This is a genomic window from Streptomyces sp. TOM-9 (assembly GCF_056858595.1).
The window spans coordinates 4567254-4583809 of the sequence record NZ_JBXEQB010000001.1; the positions used below are offsets into that span (position 1 = coordinate 4567254).

Below are 16556 nucleotides of genomic sequence, written 5' to 3' on the forward strand. Positions count from 1 at the left end.
CATCATGTCGAAGCCCCGCACCCCCCACTTCCCGGGCGGCCCCGCCTCCCACCCGCATCCGGACGCGCACACCGAGCAGCGCATCCGCACCTTCCACCCGCGCCGCGGCCGGGTCACCCACGGCCAGCGGGCGGCGCTGGAGCGACGCTGGGCGGACTGGGGCGTCGACCTCGACGGCACGCCGCTGGACCTGGACAAGCTCTTCGCCGACGCGGACCTCGCCCCGGACCGCCCGGTGGTCCTGGAGATCGGCTTCGGCATGGGCGACGCCACCGCCGCGATGGCCGCCGCCGACCCGGGCACCGGCATCCTCGCCGCGGACGTGCACACCCCCGGCCAGGGCAACCTCGTCCACCTCGCCGAGCGCGAGGGCCTGCGCAACGTCCGGGTCGCCAACGGCGACGCCGTCGTCCTGCTGCGCGACATGCTCGCCCCGGGTTCGCTGGCCGGCCTGCGGGTCTACTTCCCCGACCCGTGGCCCAAGGCCCGGCACCACAAGCGCCGCATGATCCAGCCGGAGTTCGTGGCGCTCGCCGTGTCGCGGCTGCGGCCCGGCGCGACCGTGCACTGCGCGACCGACTGGGAGCCGTACGCCGAGCAGATGCTCGAGGTGCTGACGGCGGAGCCCGGCCTGGCGAACGCCTACGCCACCGGCAGCGGCTACGCCGAGCCGCGTCCGGCCTTCCGCCCGATGACCAAGTTCGAGCGCCAGGGGATCGCCAAGGGCCACGTCGTCCACGACCTGGTCTTCGAGCGCCGCTGAACGTCCGGCCGTGCGCGGTGCACCGGGCGGTACGCAGGGCGGTTATCCGTAACACCATCGCGCCACGCGGCCACCGCCCCGTAAGGTCATTGGGTGTCCTCGTACTCGCATTCGCCAGACTCGCCCCTCCCGAGCCCGGCGGCCCGGCCGGCCGTACCCGAGTATCCGGATCACCAGCAGCAACCGCAGTTCGCACTGCCCGCCCCCGGGCAGTGGCACTACAAGCCGCGCCGGCACTTCTGGGAGAACCGGACGTTCCGGCTCGTGGCGCTCTTCTCCGTACTGGCGCTGTGCGGGGTGATCATCCTCGCGCTGGTGCGCCGGCAGACCGGCACGGAGGGCCTCCTGGTCGGCCTCCTCCTGGCGGTCCTGCCGGTCCCGCTCCTCGGCGGGGCCTTCCTGTGGCTGGACCGCGTGGAGCCGACCCCGCTGCGCGACGCGGTCTTCGCCTTCGCCTGGGGCGCGTGCGCCGCCACGCTGGTCGCCATCCTCGCCAACGAGTACGCGACCGAGCTGCTCGCCACGACCTTCACGGCCAGCGACTCGCAGAGCGACATCTGGGGCGCCACCTTCGTCGCCCCCGTCGTCGAGGAGAGCGCCAAGGGCGCCGCCGTCCTGCTGCTCTTCCTCTTCCGCCGCCGTGACTTCACCGGGATCGTCGACGGCGTCGTCATAGCCGGACTCACCGCCACCGGCTTCGCGTTCACCGAGAACATCCTCTACCTGGGCTCCGGCTTCGCCGAGGACCAGGCGTACGGGGCCGACGGCGGGCTGGGCACGACCGCGGCGATGTTCGTCGTCCGGATCGTCATGACGCCCTTCGCGCACCCGCTGTTCACCTCGCTCACCGGCATCGGCTTCGCCATCGCCGCCACCTCACGCCCCGGCCAGGCCCGCCGCTGGCTCGCCCCGCTGGGCGGCTGGCTGCTCGCGATGGTCCTGCACGGCACCTGGAACGGCTCCGCCTCCCTCAGCCCGCTCGGCTTCCTCGCCGTCTACGCGACGCTGATGATCCCGCTCTTCGGCCTGCTGGTCTGGCTCGCGATCTGGTCCCGCTCGAACGAGCTGAAGACCATCCGCACCCAGCTGCCGCTGTACGCGGTGGCCGGCTGGCTCGGCCTGCCCGAGCCCGCCGCCATCGGCTCCATGAAGGGCCGCAGCCTCGCCCGCTCCGCCGCCCGCGGCGCACAGGGCAAGGACGCCGCCCGCACCGTCCGCGAGTACGTGTCCTTCGCGACCTCGCTCGCCTTCCTGCGCGCCCGCGCCAACCGCGGGGCCGCCGGCGCCGACTTCCAGGCCCGGGAACAGGAACTGCTCCACCACCTGTGGGAGCGCAAGGCCGTCGCCCAGCCCGCGCTCACCCACGCGGCCCACGCCATCCGCCCCGCGTTCCCGCCCCTGTACCCCTGGGCGGCACCCCCGCCCGGAGCGCCGTACGGGCCGTACGGGCCGTACCCGCAGGTGCAGCCGTACCCGCAGCCCTACGGGCAGCAGCCGTACGGGCAACCCTGGCCGCAGCAGCCCCAGGGCCCCCACGCGTGGCCGCAGCAGCCCGCGCAGCCGGGGGCGCACCCGCAGCGGTGGGGCCCGCGCCAACCGCAGGTGCCGCCGCAGCAGGGGTGGCACCCGCGGACCGCGGCCCCCTACCAGGACCCCCGGGGCGGACAGCACCGCTGACTCCGGTTGCCGGGCCCCCTGGCCGGGGTTGCAATGACCGTGTGAGCCCGCTGATACGACGTACGAGCCGCATCGGCCGTCCGTCCGGCCGCACCAGCTGGACGCGGACGGCCGTCGTCCTGATACCGACCCTCGCCGTCTCCACCGCCGTGGCCGTCGGCGCGGGCGCCGGGGCGGTGCCCGTCTCCCTCGCGATCTCACCGACCACGACCGCCCTGTCCGGCCAGAGCATCCAGATCGCCGCCGACCGCCTGACCGGCACCGGCTTCACGCAGTACGTGACCGTCGACCACACCGCCGAGGGCGACTTCCCCCAGGCGGTCTCCGCCATCAGCTCCGCCGAACTGCACAACATGTGCCAGTCCGTGGTCGGCACCGTCCCCGGCTTCGGCCAGGTCACCCTGCTGATCACCGCGGGCGGCGGCGGCAAGCCCGTCCACGCCGACCAGCTGATCGTCGACACCGACGACCTGGCGGGCGACGCCGAGTTCCACGACATCCGGATCGGTGTGGACGCCTCCACGACGGACACCGAGGGCAGGGCCAAGGGCCCGGCCGGCGCCCTGGGGCAGCAGGCCGAGAGCGTCACCATCGACCACCTGCGGCAGACCACGAGGTCCGTGAGCGCGGCCACCTTCCGGCTGAACGGCCTGCACATGACGGTCAAGAGGGGCGCCGACCCCTGCTTCTGACCCGAATGGGCGAGTGCGTACGACCATCGGGGTGATTGCGTACCGCTCCCGAGCGACCGATCAGACTGTCCCACGGTTGACGGGATGTGCTGACCACCGAGCCCACCGGGTCCCGGCCCGCCACGTCCCAGGCCGCCGTCGCCGCCTCCGGCCGCACCAGCTGGAAGCGGCTCGCCCTCGTCATGGTGCCGACCGTCGCGGTCGCGGGTGCCGTCGTCGCGAGCCTGGCCACCGGCGCGCTCGCCGCCTCCTTCGGGGTTTCGGCCAACTCCTTCACCGTCGCCGGGGAGAGCTTCCAGATCTCCTCCTCCCTCCTGGAAGGCGACGGCTTCGTCCAGTTCGGCGTCCTCGACCGGGGACGTGACCAGGTCTACCCGGAGGCGCTGTCCGCCATCCGCCGGGCCACCCTGCACGACCTGTGCCAGTCCGTCGTCCAGCCGGTGCCGGTCATCGGCCCGGTCACGCTGCGGCTGACCGCGGACCCGGCGAGCGCCGACCGGCTGATCGCCGACGCCCACGACATCAAGGGCGACGCCGTCTTCGAGAACATCCACATCGGACAGGACGCCTCGACGGTGGACCAGGTCCCCGGCGTCCGGGGCCCGGCCGGGGCCTTCGCCCAGCAGGCGACCTCCATCCGCGTCCGCGACCTGCGGCAGACGAACCGGTCGGTCAGCGCGGCCACGTTCCGGCTGCCGGACCTGCACGTGCAGGTGCTGCGCGGCGACCACTCCTGCTTCTAGGAAAGGCCGCCGTGACCCGCATGCTGAGCCGCGCCGGAGCCCTCCGGTCCCGCTTCCGCGCCTGGCGCCGCAGCCGTCCCTTCTGGGCCGGCGTGTGGACCCTGCTCGCCGGCGTGGAGATCCTCTCCATCCCGCTCGCCCCGCTCGCGCTCATGATCCACGAGGGCATCGCCGGTGTCTCCGGCCTGCTCATGGGCGTCTTCCTGGTCGTGCTGGGCCTCACCCTGTGGCTGGCCCCGCACTACCGCGCCTTCGCCGGCATCGCGACCCTGATCTTCTCCGTCGCCTCGCTCGTGCTGTCCAACTTCGGCGGCTTCCTGATCGGTTTCCTGCTGGGCGTCGTCGGCGGGGCCATGGCCGTCAGCTGGGTGCCGGACGGGGACGGCGACGGAGGCCGCGGCAGGCGCGCCCGGCCGGTGCCCGACTGGGGCGGCGGGCACGGCGGCACCACGGGGCCCGGCGCGGGCGCACCGCAGGGCGGCACCCCGGACGTCGCCCCGCCCCCGGCGGCCCCGCCCGCCGCCCCCGCGGGCGGTACGGAGCCGGCGCCGCCCACGGCCACGGGCTCCGCCTCAGGTCAGGACGCCCCAGGTCAGGACGCCCCAGGTCAGGACGGTGCGGGCACCCCAGCGGTCCGCTCGGCCGTCCGCAACCGGGCCGTACGGCTGCGGGCCATCGGTGCCCTCCCGGTCGGCGGGGCGCTGCTCGCCGGCGGACTGCAGCCGATGGCACCCATGGCCATGGCCCACGACGCCGGCGCCCCCAACGGCGACGGCACCGCGAAGTCCGCCGAGGGCTACCGCAGCGCGGGCGAGGCCGTGTGCGACGTACTGGACGGCCTCTACCAGGCCCGCAACCCCACCGTGCACGGCACCGGCACCGCGACCGGCAAGGCCAGGAACCACGCCCGGGGCGGGCTCCACGTCGGCGTCGAGGCGCAGGCCCCGCTCCCGGTCCGCGGCTCGCTCGACGTCTCGCCCGGAGGCACCCCGAGGGGCGCCGGCCCGAGCCCCGTACCGTCCCAGCGCGCGGCCCCGCAGCAGCCGTCGGGCGGGCTGCTCGGCGCGGTGGGCGACCTGCTGGGCCTGCGCGGCAAGCAGCCGTCGGCACGGGCACCGGCGCCGCGGCGGCCGGACGCCACCCCGTACGCGCCGCCCGCACCCCGCGCGGGCGGGTCCGCCCGCCGTAGCCGGCCCGATGTCCCCGTGCCGTCCGCGGGCGCGCCGCCCACCGGCATCCTGTCCGGCAACAAGATCGGCCCCGACTCGCTGCTGGACCTGGTCGTCCCCCGCCACCCTTCCGACGGCGGCATGGACGAACCGCTCTCCCTGCTCCCCGCCCGCATCCGCCTGGGTACCCCCGACTCCCCCTGGTGCCTGCCGAAGGTCTCCCTGGAGCTGTCGATCGGCGCGGCCCGCTACCGCGACCGCGTCATCACCGCCGAGCAGCCGTTCCGCGTACGCACCCCGCTGCTGGTCCTGACCGGGCTGACGTACCACGGCATCACCGCCGTCCCCACCCGCGCCGGCGCGGAACGCGTCCTGGTCTTCACCGCCTGGCGCGCCGACATCGCGAGCCTCCGCCAGACCGCGGGCCTGCTCTCCCCCGCCTGCGCCCGGCACCACGCCCGCGACTGGACCCCGCCCTTCCACGGCCTGCCCGGGATCGGCCTGCCGCTGCTGGACATGGGGCTGCCCGGCATCGGCCACGTCTCCCCCGAGCCGCCGCCGTGGGCCCCCTGCCAGGGCGAACTCGAGTCCGACGCCCGGCCCTGGAGCACCACGACCGCCACCGGACGCCCGGTCGTCCTGCTCACCCGCGTCCTGAGCGGCAACCTCCTCGGCCTGCTCCCGGTCACCTTCACCCCGGACACACCGCCCCCGCTGCCGCCCGGGCTGACGATCCCCATCCCGGTCTTCTTCACGCAGGTCGTGGCGTACAACCAGCTGCTGGCCGCGCAGCGACTCACGATCCCCGGCCTGCACCAGCAGGTGTCACTCCGCTGACTGGCACACGACGGCGCTGGCCAGCAGCACGGCGGTGAGAGCGGTGACGACGAGGGCCCTACGGACAACGGACATGGCACACCTCAGTGCAGCGGCGGACTGTTTCGAGCAGGCCACAACCTACCGTCACCGATCCGCAACTCACCGTCACGCCGCTGCGGGGAACCACCCGCAGGGACTAGGAGGCCCTCTGGCCCCGCACCTGGATCCCGTCCAGCAACTCCCGCGTGGCCGCCGCCACCGCGTCCACCGCCTCCTCGAACGCCTCCCGGTTGTGCGCCGCCGGCGCCCGGAACCCGGAGATCTTCCGCACGTACTGCAGGGCCGCGGCCCTGATGTCCTCTTCGCCCACCTCGGGCGTCATCGGCGGGCGCAGGGTCTTGATGCTTCGGCACATGGCTCCAGTGTGCCCGCACCCACTGTCACGCCCACCCTGCGCGCGGCCGCCGCCCCCACCACCAGCCGCCCTCACCGCCGGGCGCGGCCGCGTCCTCCACCGTCAGCTCGATGTACCGGCCGTCCACCTCCCCCAGCGACTCCCCGAACAACTCCGCCACCGGCCCCGGCAACCTCCGCACCAGCCCGGCCACCCCGTCCCGGCACGCCAGCTCCCCCCGCACCACCCCCCGCCCCGCCTCCAGCCCCCGCACCACCCGCTCCCACGCCTCCAAATGCCCCCGCACCTCCCGCAACACGCTCCCCTCCACCTCCCACAACGCCTCGTCCACCACCCCGTAGGGCGCCCTCCGCAACGCCTCCATCGCCTGCTCGAACCCATCCGTGACCGGCGTCTCGCTCTGCCTCATGGCCCCATGCTCCGCCCGCGGCGCGTGCGCGTCGCGCGGGACGCGCACGCGGGTCACAAGCCGGTCGAGCGCCGACGGTCGTCGGCGTCGCAAGCGGCAGAATGGGCGTGTGAGGCGTTTGGAAACGACCCCCCAGATTCGAGCCCGGATGAGCCGGCAACGCAGCCGGGACACGGGGGTGGAGATGGCGCTGCGTCGCGCCCTCCACGCCGCCGGACTGCGCTACCGCGTCCACAAGAGGCCGGTCAAAGGCGTGCGCCGCGAGGCGGACATCGTCTTCGGGCCGTCCCGAGTCGCCGTTTTCGTGGACGGCTGCTTCTGGCACGCCTGCCCGGAGCACGCGACCTGGCCCAAGAACAACCAGGAGTTCTGGCGCGCCAAGATCGAGGGCAATCGGTCCCGCGACCAGGAGACCGACGCCCGGCTCGCGGAAGCGGGCTGGCTGTCGGTGCGAGTGTGGGAGCACGAGACGGTCCAGGACGCGGTCGTCCGTGTGCGTGCGGCCGTCGAAGGCCGCCGCGCCCCGCGATGACGGTGGCCACACCCACGCCGCGCACGTCCACGTCTCGTTGCATCCGTGCGGTCACGGCGATGTCCGGGTCCTCCGCGGACATCCCCTTGCCGCGTCGATGACCAGCAGGCTGACCGACTGATCGCCGTCCCGGAGGAGGTGGATCACCAGTCCTTGGCTCCGGCGCCGATCGAACCCGTACCCCTGACCGCCAGGATTCGGATGACAACCTCGGTTGCAGGACTGTGGCTTAAAGGTTCCTGCACCACTCCCCCGAGCGACCTTGTGTCACCAGCACGCAACACCACGTATCGCCCGAATCCGGTCCGCCGTTGCTGGTGCGTCACGACATCAAGAGCAGCATCGGAGGATTTCCATGGGTCGAGTGAACGCGGTGACGCGCTACGTGTCGCAGGTCGCCCTGGCCACGTCCACGGCAGTCGCGACGGTGATCAGCTTCTCGACGCCCGCGTCGGCAAGTGCCGTGGGGTACGGGAAGGTCACCGGCTTCTGCTTCGACGCGAAGGGTGTCGAACTCTGCCTGCCGACGACGTCCATCGGCCATTTCATCCAGGGCTCGGGGCGCACCATCACCCGGGAGGAGGCGTCCATCCAGGACACCCTCGGCGGTGACACGGCGGGCGGCCGCTGGTGCAACTGGCACATCGACTGGCGGTACTCCGACACTGATGGCCGCACGTACCTCGTCAGCAAGGGCCCCGTACATCAGAGCTGCGCAGACCTGAGCTCGATGGGCCGCATCGACACGACGCGACGGACGTTGAAGCACTACGGAAAGGCGTGCGCAGACTTTTTCGCCGCCGGAGCCAAGCGCGGAACCCAGTGTCACAACATCATCAAGTAGCAAGACCGGAGCACCAGAATGAGCAATGGCATGCAGTCAGCAATGCGCAGCAGGATTCTTCGCGGCGTGCTGACACTCGTCGGGAGTTACATGGTCGCGGCCATCTTCGTGCCTGTCGGCCTGGCTCTCCTCCCGGATGCCACGCAAGCTTCGTTCTCCGACGCCGAGGTCGGATGGCTGGTGTTCCTGATCGGCACCGTAATCGGCGCGCTTGTCTTTTGGGCTACAAGGTCACGCGAGCGATGACGCGGCAGCACCCCACCGGCTGCCGCTAGCCCATTCACACCAGTCCCGTGAGCAACACCCGCGAATTCGCGACTTCGTACGCCCGTGTCGGGGACTGTGGGCGGGCGTTGAAGCACTGCGGAGGGGCCGGGCGTGACCGGCCCCCGGTGTCGCGAGATCGTCGAGGAACAGGGCGGGATCCCCATGGGCAAACAGTCGCCGAGCGTGCGGTCGGGCCGGATGGTGCGGTGGGTGCTGACGGCGGGGCTCAGTTACCTGGGGGCGATGTTCGTCGTGCTCGGGTGCCTGTCGCTGCTGCCGAAGCGGACGCAGACCTCGTTGTCGGAGACCGCCGTGGGATGGGCCGTGCTCGGGGTGAGCGTGGTGTTGTTCACGCTGTTCGCGGGGCGGAGCCGCGGGCGGTCCTGAACGCCGGTCCCGGGCACGGACGGGCTCACGCCCGCATCCACGCACGCGTGCCGAACGAGCCGCAGGAGCGGGAGGCGATGTCGGCCGCGAAGGCGAGGGCGGTGTCGAAGGCGGGTGGGGTGAGGCGGGGGGTGATGTGGGCGGCGAGGTGGTGGGCGAGGGCGCCGTGGAGGACGTCGCCGGCGCCGAGGGTGTCGACGACGGGGGTGACGGCGGGGACGGGGATCTGCCCCTCGGGCCGGAGGATGGGGGACGGGCCCTGGGTGACGGCGGTCCAGCGGACGCCGGCGTCGTGGAGGAAGGCGAACACCTCGGCCGGGGTGGAGGTGCCCGGGGGGTGGAAGTCGGCGGAGCAGACGGCGACGTCGACGTAGGGGAGCAGGGTGGACGTGGCGGGGCGCCAGCTGCCCGCGTCCAGGAGGGTGGGGACCCCGGCGGCGCGGGCGAGGCGGGCGGCGGGGACGGCGAGGGCGGGGTGGTGGGCGTCGACGAGCACGACGTCGGCGTCGCCGACGAGGACGGAGAGGTCTCCGGGCGGGGACACGGACGTCCCTGAGGCCACGTTGGTGGAGGCGACGGCGCGGTCGCCGGTGGCGGCGGTGACCAGGATGGTCGAGACCGCGGGGGGTTCGGGGGAGTCCGCGGTGAGGTTGATGACGTCGACGCCGAGGGCCGCGAGGTCGGCGTCGATGGCGCCGGCGAGGGCGTGCCCGCCGAAGGCGGTGAGCAGGACGGCCTCGCCGCCGAGGTGGGCGAAGGTGGCGGCGGCGCCGGTCGCGGGGCCGCCGGCGGCGACGGTCTGGGTGCGGGCGGTGAGTTTCTCGTTCGGGGCCGGGACGTGGTCGACGAGGGTGATGACATCGAGGGTGCAGAGGCCTACGAAGAGTGCGCGCATGGGCGCATAGTGGCAGCAGGGAGCGTGCGTTTCGCGTTTTACGCGCCTCCTACGGGTGGGGGTGCACCATTTTTCCGGGAGACCCGACGCGCAGAGCGTCGATGCCACTACGCTGAGTGCTCGCAATGGTGCGCGGGGAATGCCGTGAGCAGGAGGACCGCATGGGGAACGCGCGACCAGGTGGGGCGGGTCCGGCGGACGTCGAGGTGGTGCTGGCCAGGGCGCAGAACGCCTTCGACGTCGACGACCGCGTGCTGGGGCGGCTGGCGACCGCGCTGATGGGCTGCACGGAGCTGGCGTCCTTCCGCCAGCGCAAGGGCCCGCCGCGCAGGCTGAGCCGCAGGACGTTGCGGCACACGTTCCTGCTGGCCGACGGCAGTACGCAGCTGCTGTGGGAGATCGAGCACAACACCGGCCCGGGCGACGACGAACCGCTGTACGAGGTGTACTCCGACCCGGACGAGCTGGCCGCCGCCCAGCACGCGATCGACGCACGCTTCGGCGAGCCCTCCCCGGAGGAGCTGGAGGCGGAGGCCGCGGACTGGCTGGCGCGGCTGCCGCAGATGGCGATGGACCTGACGCCGGGGCCCCGGCAGTACACGGCGGACCACTCCGCGGAGCACGCGTGGCGGGTGCTCCGGCGAGCCGAGAACACGGACGTACCGGGCGAGGAGCTGCGCAGCCGGCTGGGTTCGGCCGTGGGTCACGACATCGCGTACGTCACCGGGCGGCACACGCGGATCGGCACCGGCCGGGTCGCCGGCTGGACGCTGTACGAGCACGCCTTCCTGCTCGAGACCGGCGAGGAGATCAGTCTCTGGGAGGTCGAGCACACGATGACCCCCGACGGACGTCCGGTGTGCGAGGTGTACTCCGACGAGACGGCGGCGTGCGACTCGGCGGACGTCCGGCTGGAGGCCCTCTAGCCTCGCCGGCCTCGTCGCCGGGCCCCGGCCGGATTGCGGCCGGGGTGCAGCCGGAGGAAATTGGGGCGTAGGCGTGTCGGTGGGAAGCGGGAGGTCCCCATGCCGGTCCTGGCGGAGGTCGAGTTCCCCGGTGTGACGGCCCTGCAGTACGAGGAGGCGAACCACCGCGCGGGGTTCGGGCCCGAGCATCCTCCCGCGGGGCTGCTCTCGCATGCCGCCGTGATCACCAACGAGGGTCTGCGGCTGGTGAACGTCTGGCAGTCCGCGCAGGCGCTCGAGGCCTTCATGGAGATCATGTTGCCCGCCGCCAAGGAGTCCGGTTTCCCCGAACCGAGCGGACCGCCGAGGATCGCGGAGCTCTACAACTTCGTCGTCCCGTAAGCGTCCGCAGGCGTCCCGTAGGCGTCCCGCGAAACGGACCGGCGGCCCTGGGTGACGGGGGGTGTCACCAGGACCGCCGGAGTCCGTGGGGCCGGTCGCTCAGACGGACAGGCCCTTGCTGCGCAGCCAGCCCATCGGGCCGATCGGGTCGCCGCCACCGGGGCGCACCTCGAGGTGCAGGTGCGGGCCGGTGACGTTGCCCGTGGCGCCGACCCGGCCGATGGTGTCACCGGTGTTGACCTTGCCGGAGGTGACGATCATCGAGGAGAGGTGGCAGTACCAGAGCTCGGTGCCGTCGTCGAGGGTCAGGATGATGCGGTAGCCGTACGAACCGGCCCAGCCGGCCTCGGTGATGGTGCCGCTGTGGATGGCCTTGACCGGGGTGCCGGTCGGGGCGGCGAAGTCCTGGCCGGTGTGGGTGTTGGCCCACAGCGAGCTGGACTCGCCGAAACCGGCGGTCAGCGTGTACGAGGTGACCGGCTTGACGAAGCTCTTGGCGAGCTCGGCCAGGCGGGCGGCCTCGAGCTTCTTCGCGGCCTCCGCCACGGCCTTCTTCTTGGCGGCGGCCTCGGCGTGGACCCGCTCCGCCGCCGCGGACTTGGCGGCCTTGGCCACCGCCTCCTGCTGTGCGGCGTTCCTGGCGGACCGGTCGGCGGCGTTCCGCTGCTGCTGGGCCTGGTCGAGGATGCGGTTGCGCAGGGCCTCACCCGCGTCGGGGCTGAGGGCCTCGGCGACCTGCTTGGCCTCGGGGGCGCTGTCGTCGCCGACGAGGGCTCCGATGCCGGGCAGGTGGGACACCTCGGGCAAGGAGACGGGGAGCGGGTTCTTGCCCTCCGCGGTGGCGACCCCTCCGACGCCCAGCACGGCCACGGCCGCGACCCCGAAGACGGCCGAACCGCGGCCCATAGAGCGCTGCTTGGCGACGCGGTGCCGGGCGCGACGGGGGCCGGCGGACTCCTCGGTGGGGTTCCACGGCTCGGCCTGCGGGCCCTCGTAGGGCGCGCTCTCGAAGGTGTCGGGGTCCTCGAAGTCCCCCGTGCCGTCGAAGGCCTCGATGTGCTCGGGGAGCGGCTGGGCGGGGGCGGGGGCAGCGGCCTCGGGCGCCTCGTACCCCTCGGCCTCGTAGCCCGCGGACGGGGTGTCGTGGGAGGTCGTCGCCTCGGTGGCTGCCGCGTCGAACCAGCCGGCGGCCATGTTCCACTGGCCGGTGTCCCAGCCGTCGATCGCGTTCTTCGTCGGCGGTGCCTGCTCGGCTGCCGGGGGATTCCAGCCGGCGGCGATGTTCCACTCGGCGGTGTCCCACTCGGAGTACGCGGTTGCGGACCCCTGTTGCTGTCCGGGTATCAGGGCAGGCTCGTTCGACGCCACGCGGGCGCGCTCCTTTCCTTCCTTCTCGCCTACCGGGTTAGCTGACGGGTTCGGAGCAGGAAGGTCTCCTACGAGGACCGCGGAGGGCCCCCGATTCACCCCAGGAAGTGGTTCCCCGGTTCCCGCGGACGGGATTCGGCAAGCGCACGGCGCCGCCCTGTCGGCGGCGGGATGACCGCGCTGCGTTATCGAACGTTAATAGAGGCGCCCGCCAATTCCAAGCCACTCAAGCGAGTTCATGACGGGAATCTATGGGGATGGACAGGACATACACGGACATTGGGCCGTGACTGCCGTGACCTACGGGAAATGTGAGTGTGTATCAGTCGTTATGCGGAAGGGAGTGCCGCGCTCACGAGGAGTGATGGTCACCCCGGACCCCGGCCGCCGAGCGCGTGCCCCAGACGGCCGCCCAGACGCTCCGCCGTGGCGTCGGCGCTGCGGTGCGCCGCGAGCATTCCGTGCACTTCACGCTGCAGGACCCGGGTGAACGTGACGTAGTGCGCGGTCGCCGGACGGGCCCTGGCGGCCTGCAGCGCGCACCACAACAGGGTCGTGTAACCGGGGGTCGCGACGGACGGCGAGGGCGAGGGCTCCGAGCCGCGCCCCGCGGGACGGTCGTGGAACCACGCACGGGGGTCGTGAGGATCGTCACAGTTGACATCCCCGGCTCCGTATGCAGACCGCCGCGCGGGGGCGAAACCCGCCCCGAGCAGGGCATGTTGGGCGCCGCGTCCGGTCAGGAAGCGGATCAGGTCCGCGGCGTCGTCCGGGCGGTCGCTGGTCGCCGCCACCCCCAGGCTCTGACCGCCGAGGGCGGCGACGCCGGGGAGCCGGGCCACACCGAAGCGGACACCGGGGGCGAGGGCGGCGTCGAGCCGGTTGTAGGCGTAGGGCCAGTTGCGCATCAGCACGCTCTGACCCTCGGTGAACTGCGCGAGCGTGACGGACTCGTCGGCCTCCAGGGACTCCGGGTTGAGGTTGTTGGCGGCACCCAGCCGGCCGAGCTCGTCCAGGCCCTCGCGCAGCCCGTCCTCGGTGCCGATGTAGCGGCCGTCGCCGTCGACGAGTTCGACGCCCGCGGTCCAGAAGGCTTCCAGGGTGTTGACCGTCAGCCCCTCGTACGCGCGCAGCTGGGTGGTGTAGGCGGGGTGGCCGAGCGGGCGGACGTCGGCGAGCAGGTCGCTGATCTTGGCGTAGCCGCGCAGGTCGGCGGGGCGGCGCCCGGCCTTGGCGAGGTCGTCGGTGCGGTAGTAGAGCAGGCCGACGTCGGTGTTGAAGGGCACCGCGTACGTGCGGCCCTTCCAGCGGCCCGCGTCCGCGGCCTGGGGCAGGAAGTCCCCGTCGACGAGGGCGGGGTCGAGCGGGCGCAGCAGCCCGCTGTCGGCGAACTCGGGGATCCAGCTGATGTCGAGGTTGACCACGTCGTACGCGGCGGTGCCGGACTGGAAGGCGCCGATCAGCTCGCTGCGCTGCTCGTCGGAGGCGGAGGGGAGCTCGACGAGCCGGGCGGGCCGGTCCGGGTTGCGCCGGTTCCACGCGTCGATCAGGGCACGGCGGACGCCGGGCTGCCCGCCGGCGGTGAGGTCGGCGTCGCTGGCGACGATCAGCGGCCGGGAGCGGTCGGGTGCCGGGCCCGGCGCCGCGGCGGGGCCGCTGCAGGCCGCGGCGGCCAGCAGGAGCAGGACGCCCAGGGCGCGGCGCTGGCGGCGGACGGAGCGCGCGGGCGGGAGGGTGCCGCCCGTGCTCCTGGGGCCCGGGGCTGTCATGACCCTCCCGAGGTGAGGCGGGTGACCGTCTCCGCGACCCGGTCCGGAAGGTCCTGCGTGGCCGCCAGGCAGGCGCCGCCGCCCTCCGTCACCGCCTTGTTGAAGCGCAGCGAGCAGCCGTAGCTCTCCAGGGAGACCACCAGTACGGGGACGTCCACGTCCGGCGGCTCCGCCCGGGCACTGTCCTCGTCGTCGGTGATGAGGACGATCAGGGCGCCGGGGGAGCCGGCGAGGGCGCGGGACCACCGGCGCAGGGCGGCGGCCACGGGGGCGTCCCGGTCGACCGGTGCCAGCGCGCGGATCGCGGCGTCCCGCGCGGCCGCGTCGTTCGGCCCCGGCGCCAGCAGGGTGCGGCCGGGCACCGCGGCGATGCCGTACCGGTAGCCGGACGCGCGGGCCAGGACGGAGCGCACGACGGAGACGTTCGCCCCGGAGTAGGAGGAGCTGGAGACGTCGACGGCGAAGAGGACGTCGCGCCGGGTGCCCGCGGCCTCGCCGTGGTCGCGCAGGGCGGCATCGATGGCCCTCCTGGTGGGCGGTGCGCCGCCCGTCGGCGGGTCGGCGACGAAGATCGCGCTGTCCAGCGGGGTGCCGCCGGCCGCGGCCGTCCCGGTGACGTCCGTGCGGAAGCCCTGTGCGGCCAGCGCCCGTTGCCCCGGACCGGAGCGCAGCCAGACGGCGAGCCGGTGCACCGCCTCGGCACGTACGACGCGGTCGGCCCGGCCGGTCTCCCAGGTCACCGGTACGAGGGTGAGGTCCAGGGGTGGCACGTCGGCGGGGTAGTAGGCGGTGTAGGGGTCGGACTGGTTGCCCAGGCACGGGGGACGGGACTCCAGGGCCGGGGTGACGAGGCCGGCGAGGGTGGACTCGGCGATGACGAGGGCCTGTTGGGTGCCCCGCCGTTCGACCAGCCAGGTGCGGGCGGAACAGGCCAGGGCCCGGTCGTCCGCAGGGGGCACGGCGTCGGTGGTGACCCGGGTGCCCGGCGTCAGGTTCAGCAGCTGGCCCAGGGCGGCGTCCGAGGAGTGCGGTTCGGCGCTGCGGACGACCACGTCCTGCGCGTGGGCGGCGTCGACCAGTTGCTGCGCGGTGCTGCCGGTGCGCCCGACGCCCTCCAGGGAGGTGGTCGCGGCGAGGACGGCCGGGGAGTGCGCGAGGGTGACCGGCCGGCCGAGGGCGACGACGCTCTCCGGACGCCGGGTCTCGGCCAGCACCTGGGTGGGGGCGGTCCCGGCCGCCGGTATCCACACGTCCGGGTGCGGCCCGACGTCCCGCAGCGGCAGCGCGCAGTCCCCGCCGTCCCCGGCGTCCTCGCAGGCGCGTTCCGGTTCGGCCCACGCGGCGGAGGCGCGGAAGGCGGCGAGGGTGCGGTCGGTGGGGGCCGCGTACACGGTGGTGTTGATCTGGCCGCAGCCCTCGGGCCGGCCGCCGAGGGCCGCGGTGGCGCCGGCGGCGTCGCTGTCCTGGAAGGCGTCGAGCACGGAGGTGAGCGCGGCGCGGGTCTCCGGCGAGGTGAGCACCCGCAGTTCGAGCGGGGCGGGGCACAGCGGAGCCGGGCGGTGCGCCCACGTCCAGCCGGTGACGGCACCCGCGAGCAGGGCCAGGGCGGTGCCGGCGCCCACGGCCCGGTGCCAGAGCGGCTGGTGGGGTCCCGCCGTCCACGTCCAGGTGAACCCGGCGTACTGGGCGAGCCGGCGCAAGGGCGTCAGCCAGCGGGTCCCGCGGGCGGGGCGCGGGGTCAGCCGGGCCTGCGACAGGACGGTGTCGCCGGCGCTGTTGCTGGAGCGCTCGGTCGGGAACCAGGGGTCGTAGTCCACCCGCTCGTCGAGCGTGGCGGCGTACTCCCCGGCCAGTTCGTGCAGCCGGACCCCGAGGCGCTGCACGGTGACCGGGTCGTACGGGTCGGTGCCCTCGGTCAGCACCCGGACCAGGGCCCCGGTGAAGGGCGTCGGGTCGATGCCGTCGCCCTTGTGGATGCGGGAACCGACGGCCGACGAGGTGATCAGGGAGAACGGCCGCTCGGGCAGCGGCACCAGGCCGGCGTTGCCGGAGTAGCAGCAGTCCAGGACGAGGACGACACGCTCGGCCCGCGAGGAGGCGAGCAGTCTCAGCAGGTCCCGGTACGGGATGCCGTCGAGGCGGGCGCCGTCCTTGGTGGACTCCCGGGTCATCAGGTACAGCTCGGGCTCCCCGGTGCCGAGGTCGACGTAGCCGTGCCCGGTGAAGTGGACCAGCAGCAGGTCCTGGGCCTGGGCGGCGGCGGTGCCGATCAGCCGCAGCGCGCGGTCGCGGGTGCGCGGCTCGGCGAGGGTCTCCACGGTCCGCGGGATGAACCGGCCGTGCGCGCCGGAGACGAGGGCGGCCCGCAGCCGCGCCACGTTGGCCCTGGCGGAGGGGATGTTGGAGAAGTCACGGGCGTGCTCGTACTGGGACACCCCGATCAGGACCGCCCGCGACCGGGACGCGAACGGTTCGTACGGCATGCCCGCCGGACCTCCCC

Annotated in this window: 17 protein-coding genes and 1 riboswitch; of the genes, 11 read left to right on the plus strand and 6 right to left on the minus strand. The window is 73.6% G+C overall.

Annotated elements, in window-relative coordinates:
- Positions 1-4: 4 nt before the first annotated feature.
- From trmB to AC1VWI_RS21175, 5 genes are all read left to right on the plus strand, one after another.
- Positions 5-763: a tRNA (guanosine(46)-N7)-methyltransferase TrmB gene (trmB, locus tag AC1VWI_RS21155; protein ID WP_499512584.1), complete on the plus strand. Its 759-nt coding sequence runs from the start codon at positions 5-7 to the stop codon at positions 761-763.
- Positions 764-856: 93 nt separating this feature from the next.
- Positions 857-2440 carry a PrsW family intramembrane metalloprotease gene (locus tag AC1VWI_RS21160; RefSeq protein WP_499512585.1) on the plus strand — a complete coding sequence of 528 codons (1584 nt, stop codon included), beginning with the start codon at positions 857-859 and terminating at the stop codon, positions 2438-2440.
- A gap of 41 nt (positions 2441-2481) precedes the next feature.
- Positions 2482-3132 (plus strand): DUF6230 family protein, encoded by a 651-nt coding sequence (locus tag AC1VWI_RS21165; protein ID WP_499512586.1) that lies wholly within the window; start codon positions 2482-2484, stop codon positions 3130-3132.
- An 86-nt stretch (positions 3133-3218) separates the two neighbouring features.
- Positions 3219-3875, plus strand: a complete 657-nt coding sequence (locus AC1VWI_RS21170) for a DUF6230 family protein (RefSeq protein WP_499512587.1) — start codon at positions 3219-3221, stop codon at positions 3873-3875.
- Between the two features lie 20 nt (positions 3876-3895).
- Positions 3896-5881: a DUF6114 domain-containing protein gene (locus AC1VWI_RS21175; RefSeq protein ID WP_499516878.1), complete on the plus strand. Its 1986-nt coding sequence runs from the start codon at positions 3896-3898 to the stop codon at positions 5879-5881.
- 178 nt (positions 5882-6059) lie between these two features.
- On the opposite strand, the gene AC1VWI_RS21180 is transcribed toward AC1VWI_RS21175, so the two are convergent.
- A complete protein-coding gene (locus AC1VWI_RS21180) occupies positions 6060-6278 on the minus strand; it encodes a DUF2277 domain-containing protein (RefSeq protein ID WP_499512588.1) in 219 nt (72 codons plus the stop codon).
- A gap of 25 nt (positions 6279-6303) precedes the next feature.
- The gene (locus tag AC1VWI_RS21185) at positions 6304-6687 is read right to left on the minus strand and encodes a hypothetical protein (RefSeq protein WP_499512589.1); all 384 of its coding nucleotides are present in this window, start codon (positions 6685-6687) and stop codon (positions 6304-6306) included.
- A gap of 148 nt (positions 6688-6835) precedes the next feature.
- Between AC1VWI_RS21185 and AC1VWI_RS21190 the strand changes: the two genes are divergently transcribed.
- The 4 genes from AC1VWI_RS21190 (at position 6836) to AC1VWI_RS21205 (ending at position 8717) form a co-directional block, all read left to right on the plus strand.
- Positions 6836-7219 (plus strand): very short patch repair endonuclease, encoded by a 384-nt coding sequence (locus AC1VWI_RS21190; RefSeq protein WP_499512590.1) that lies wholly within the window; start codon positions 6836-6838, stop codon positions 7217-7219.
- A gap of 364 nt (positions 7220-7583) precedes the next feature.
- The gene (locus AC1VWI_RS21195) at positions 7584-8063 is read left to right on the plus strand and encodes a hypothetical protein (RefSeq protein WP_499512591.1); all 480 of its coding nucleotides are present in this window, start codon (positions 7584-7586) and stop codon (positions 8061-8063) included.
- Positions 8064-8081: 18 nt separating this feature from the next.
- Entirely contained in the window at positions 8082-8309 is a 228-nt protein-coding gene (locus AC1VWI_RS21200; protein ID WP_499512592.1) for a hypothetical protein, read from the plus strand.
- A gap of 132 nt (positions 8310-8441) precedes the next feature.
- Positions 8442-8717 (plus strand): hypothetical protein, encoded by a 276-nt coding sequence (locus AC1VWI_RS21205; RefSeq protein ID WP_499512593.1) that lies wholly within the window; start codon positions 8442-8444, stop codon positions 8715-8717.
- 25 nt (positions 8718-8742) lie between these two features.
- Here AC1VWI_RS21205 and AC1VWI_RS21210 read toward each other — a convergent pair whose 3' ends face one another.
- Positions 8743-9612, minus strand: coding sequence for a PfkB family carbohydrate kinase (locus AC1VWI_RS21210; protein WP_499512594.1), 870 nt, complete (start codon positions 9610-9612; stop codon positions 8743-8745).
- 161 nt (positions 9613-9773) lie between these two features.
- Between AC1VWI_RS21210 and AC1VWI_RS21215 the strand changes: the two genes are divergently transcribed.
- Positions 9774-10538, plus strand: a complete 765-nt coding sequence (locus AC1VWI_RS21215) for a DUF6227 family protein (protein WP_499512595.1) — start codon at positions 9774-9776, stop codon at positions 10536-10538.
- A gap of 99 nt (positions 10539-10637) precedes the next feature.
- Positions 10638-10919: a hypothetical protein gene (locus AC1VWI_RS21220; RefSeq protein ID WP_499512596.1), complete on the plus strand. Its 282-nt coding sequence runs from the start codon at positions 10638-10640 to the stop codon at positions 10917-10919.
- A gap of 99 nt (positions 10920-11018) precedes the next feature.
- On the opposite strand, the gene AC1VWI_RS21225 is transcribed toward AC1VWI_RS21220, so the two are convergent.
- The 3 genes from AC1VWI_RS21225 to AC1VWI_RS21235 form a co-directional block, all read right to left on the minus strand.
- Positions 11019-11975, minus strand: coding sequence for a M23 family metallopeptidase (locus AC1VWI_RS21225; protein WP_499516879.1), 957 nt, complete (start codon positions 11973-11975; stop codon positions 11019-11021).
- 323 nt (positions 11976-12298) lie between these two features.
- A riboswitch (cyclic di-AMP (ydaO/yuaA leader) is annotated at positions 12299-12438 on the minus strand.
- A 217-nt stretch (positions 12439-12655) separates the two neighbouring features.
- Positions 12656-14056, minus strand: a complete 1401-nt coding sequence (locus tag AC1VWI_RS21230) for an extracellular solute-binding protein (protein ID WP_499512597.1) — start codon at positions 14054-14056, stop codon at positions 12656-12658.
- Complete coding sequence (locus AC1VWI_RS21235; RefSeq protein WP_499512598.1) at positions 14053-16539, minus strand: caspase family protein; 2487 nt, start codon at positions 16537-16539, stop codon at positions 14053-14055. The genes AC1VWI_RS21230 and AC1VWI_RS21235 overlap by 4 nt, the downstream gene beginning before the upstream one ends.
- Positions 16540-16556 lie beyond the last annotated feature (17 nt).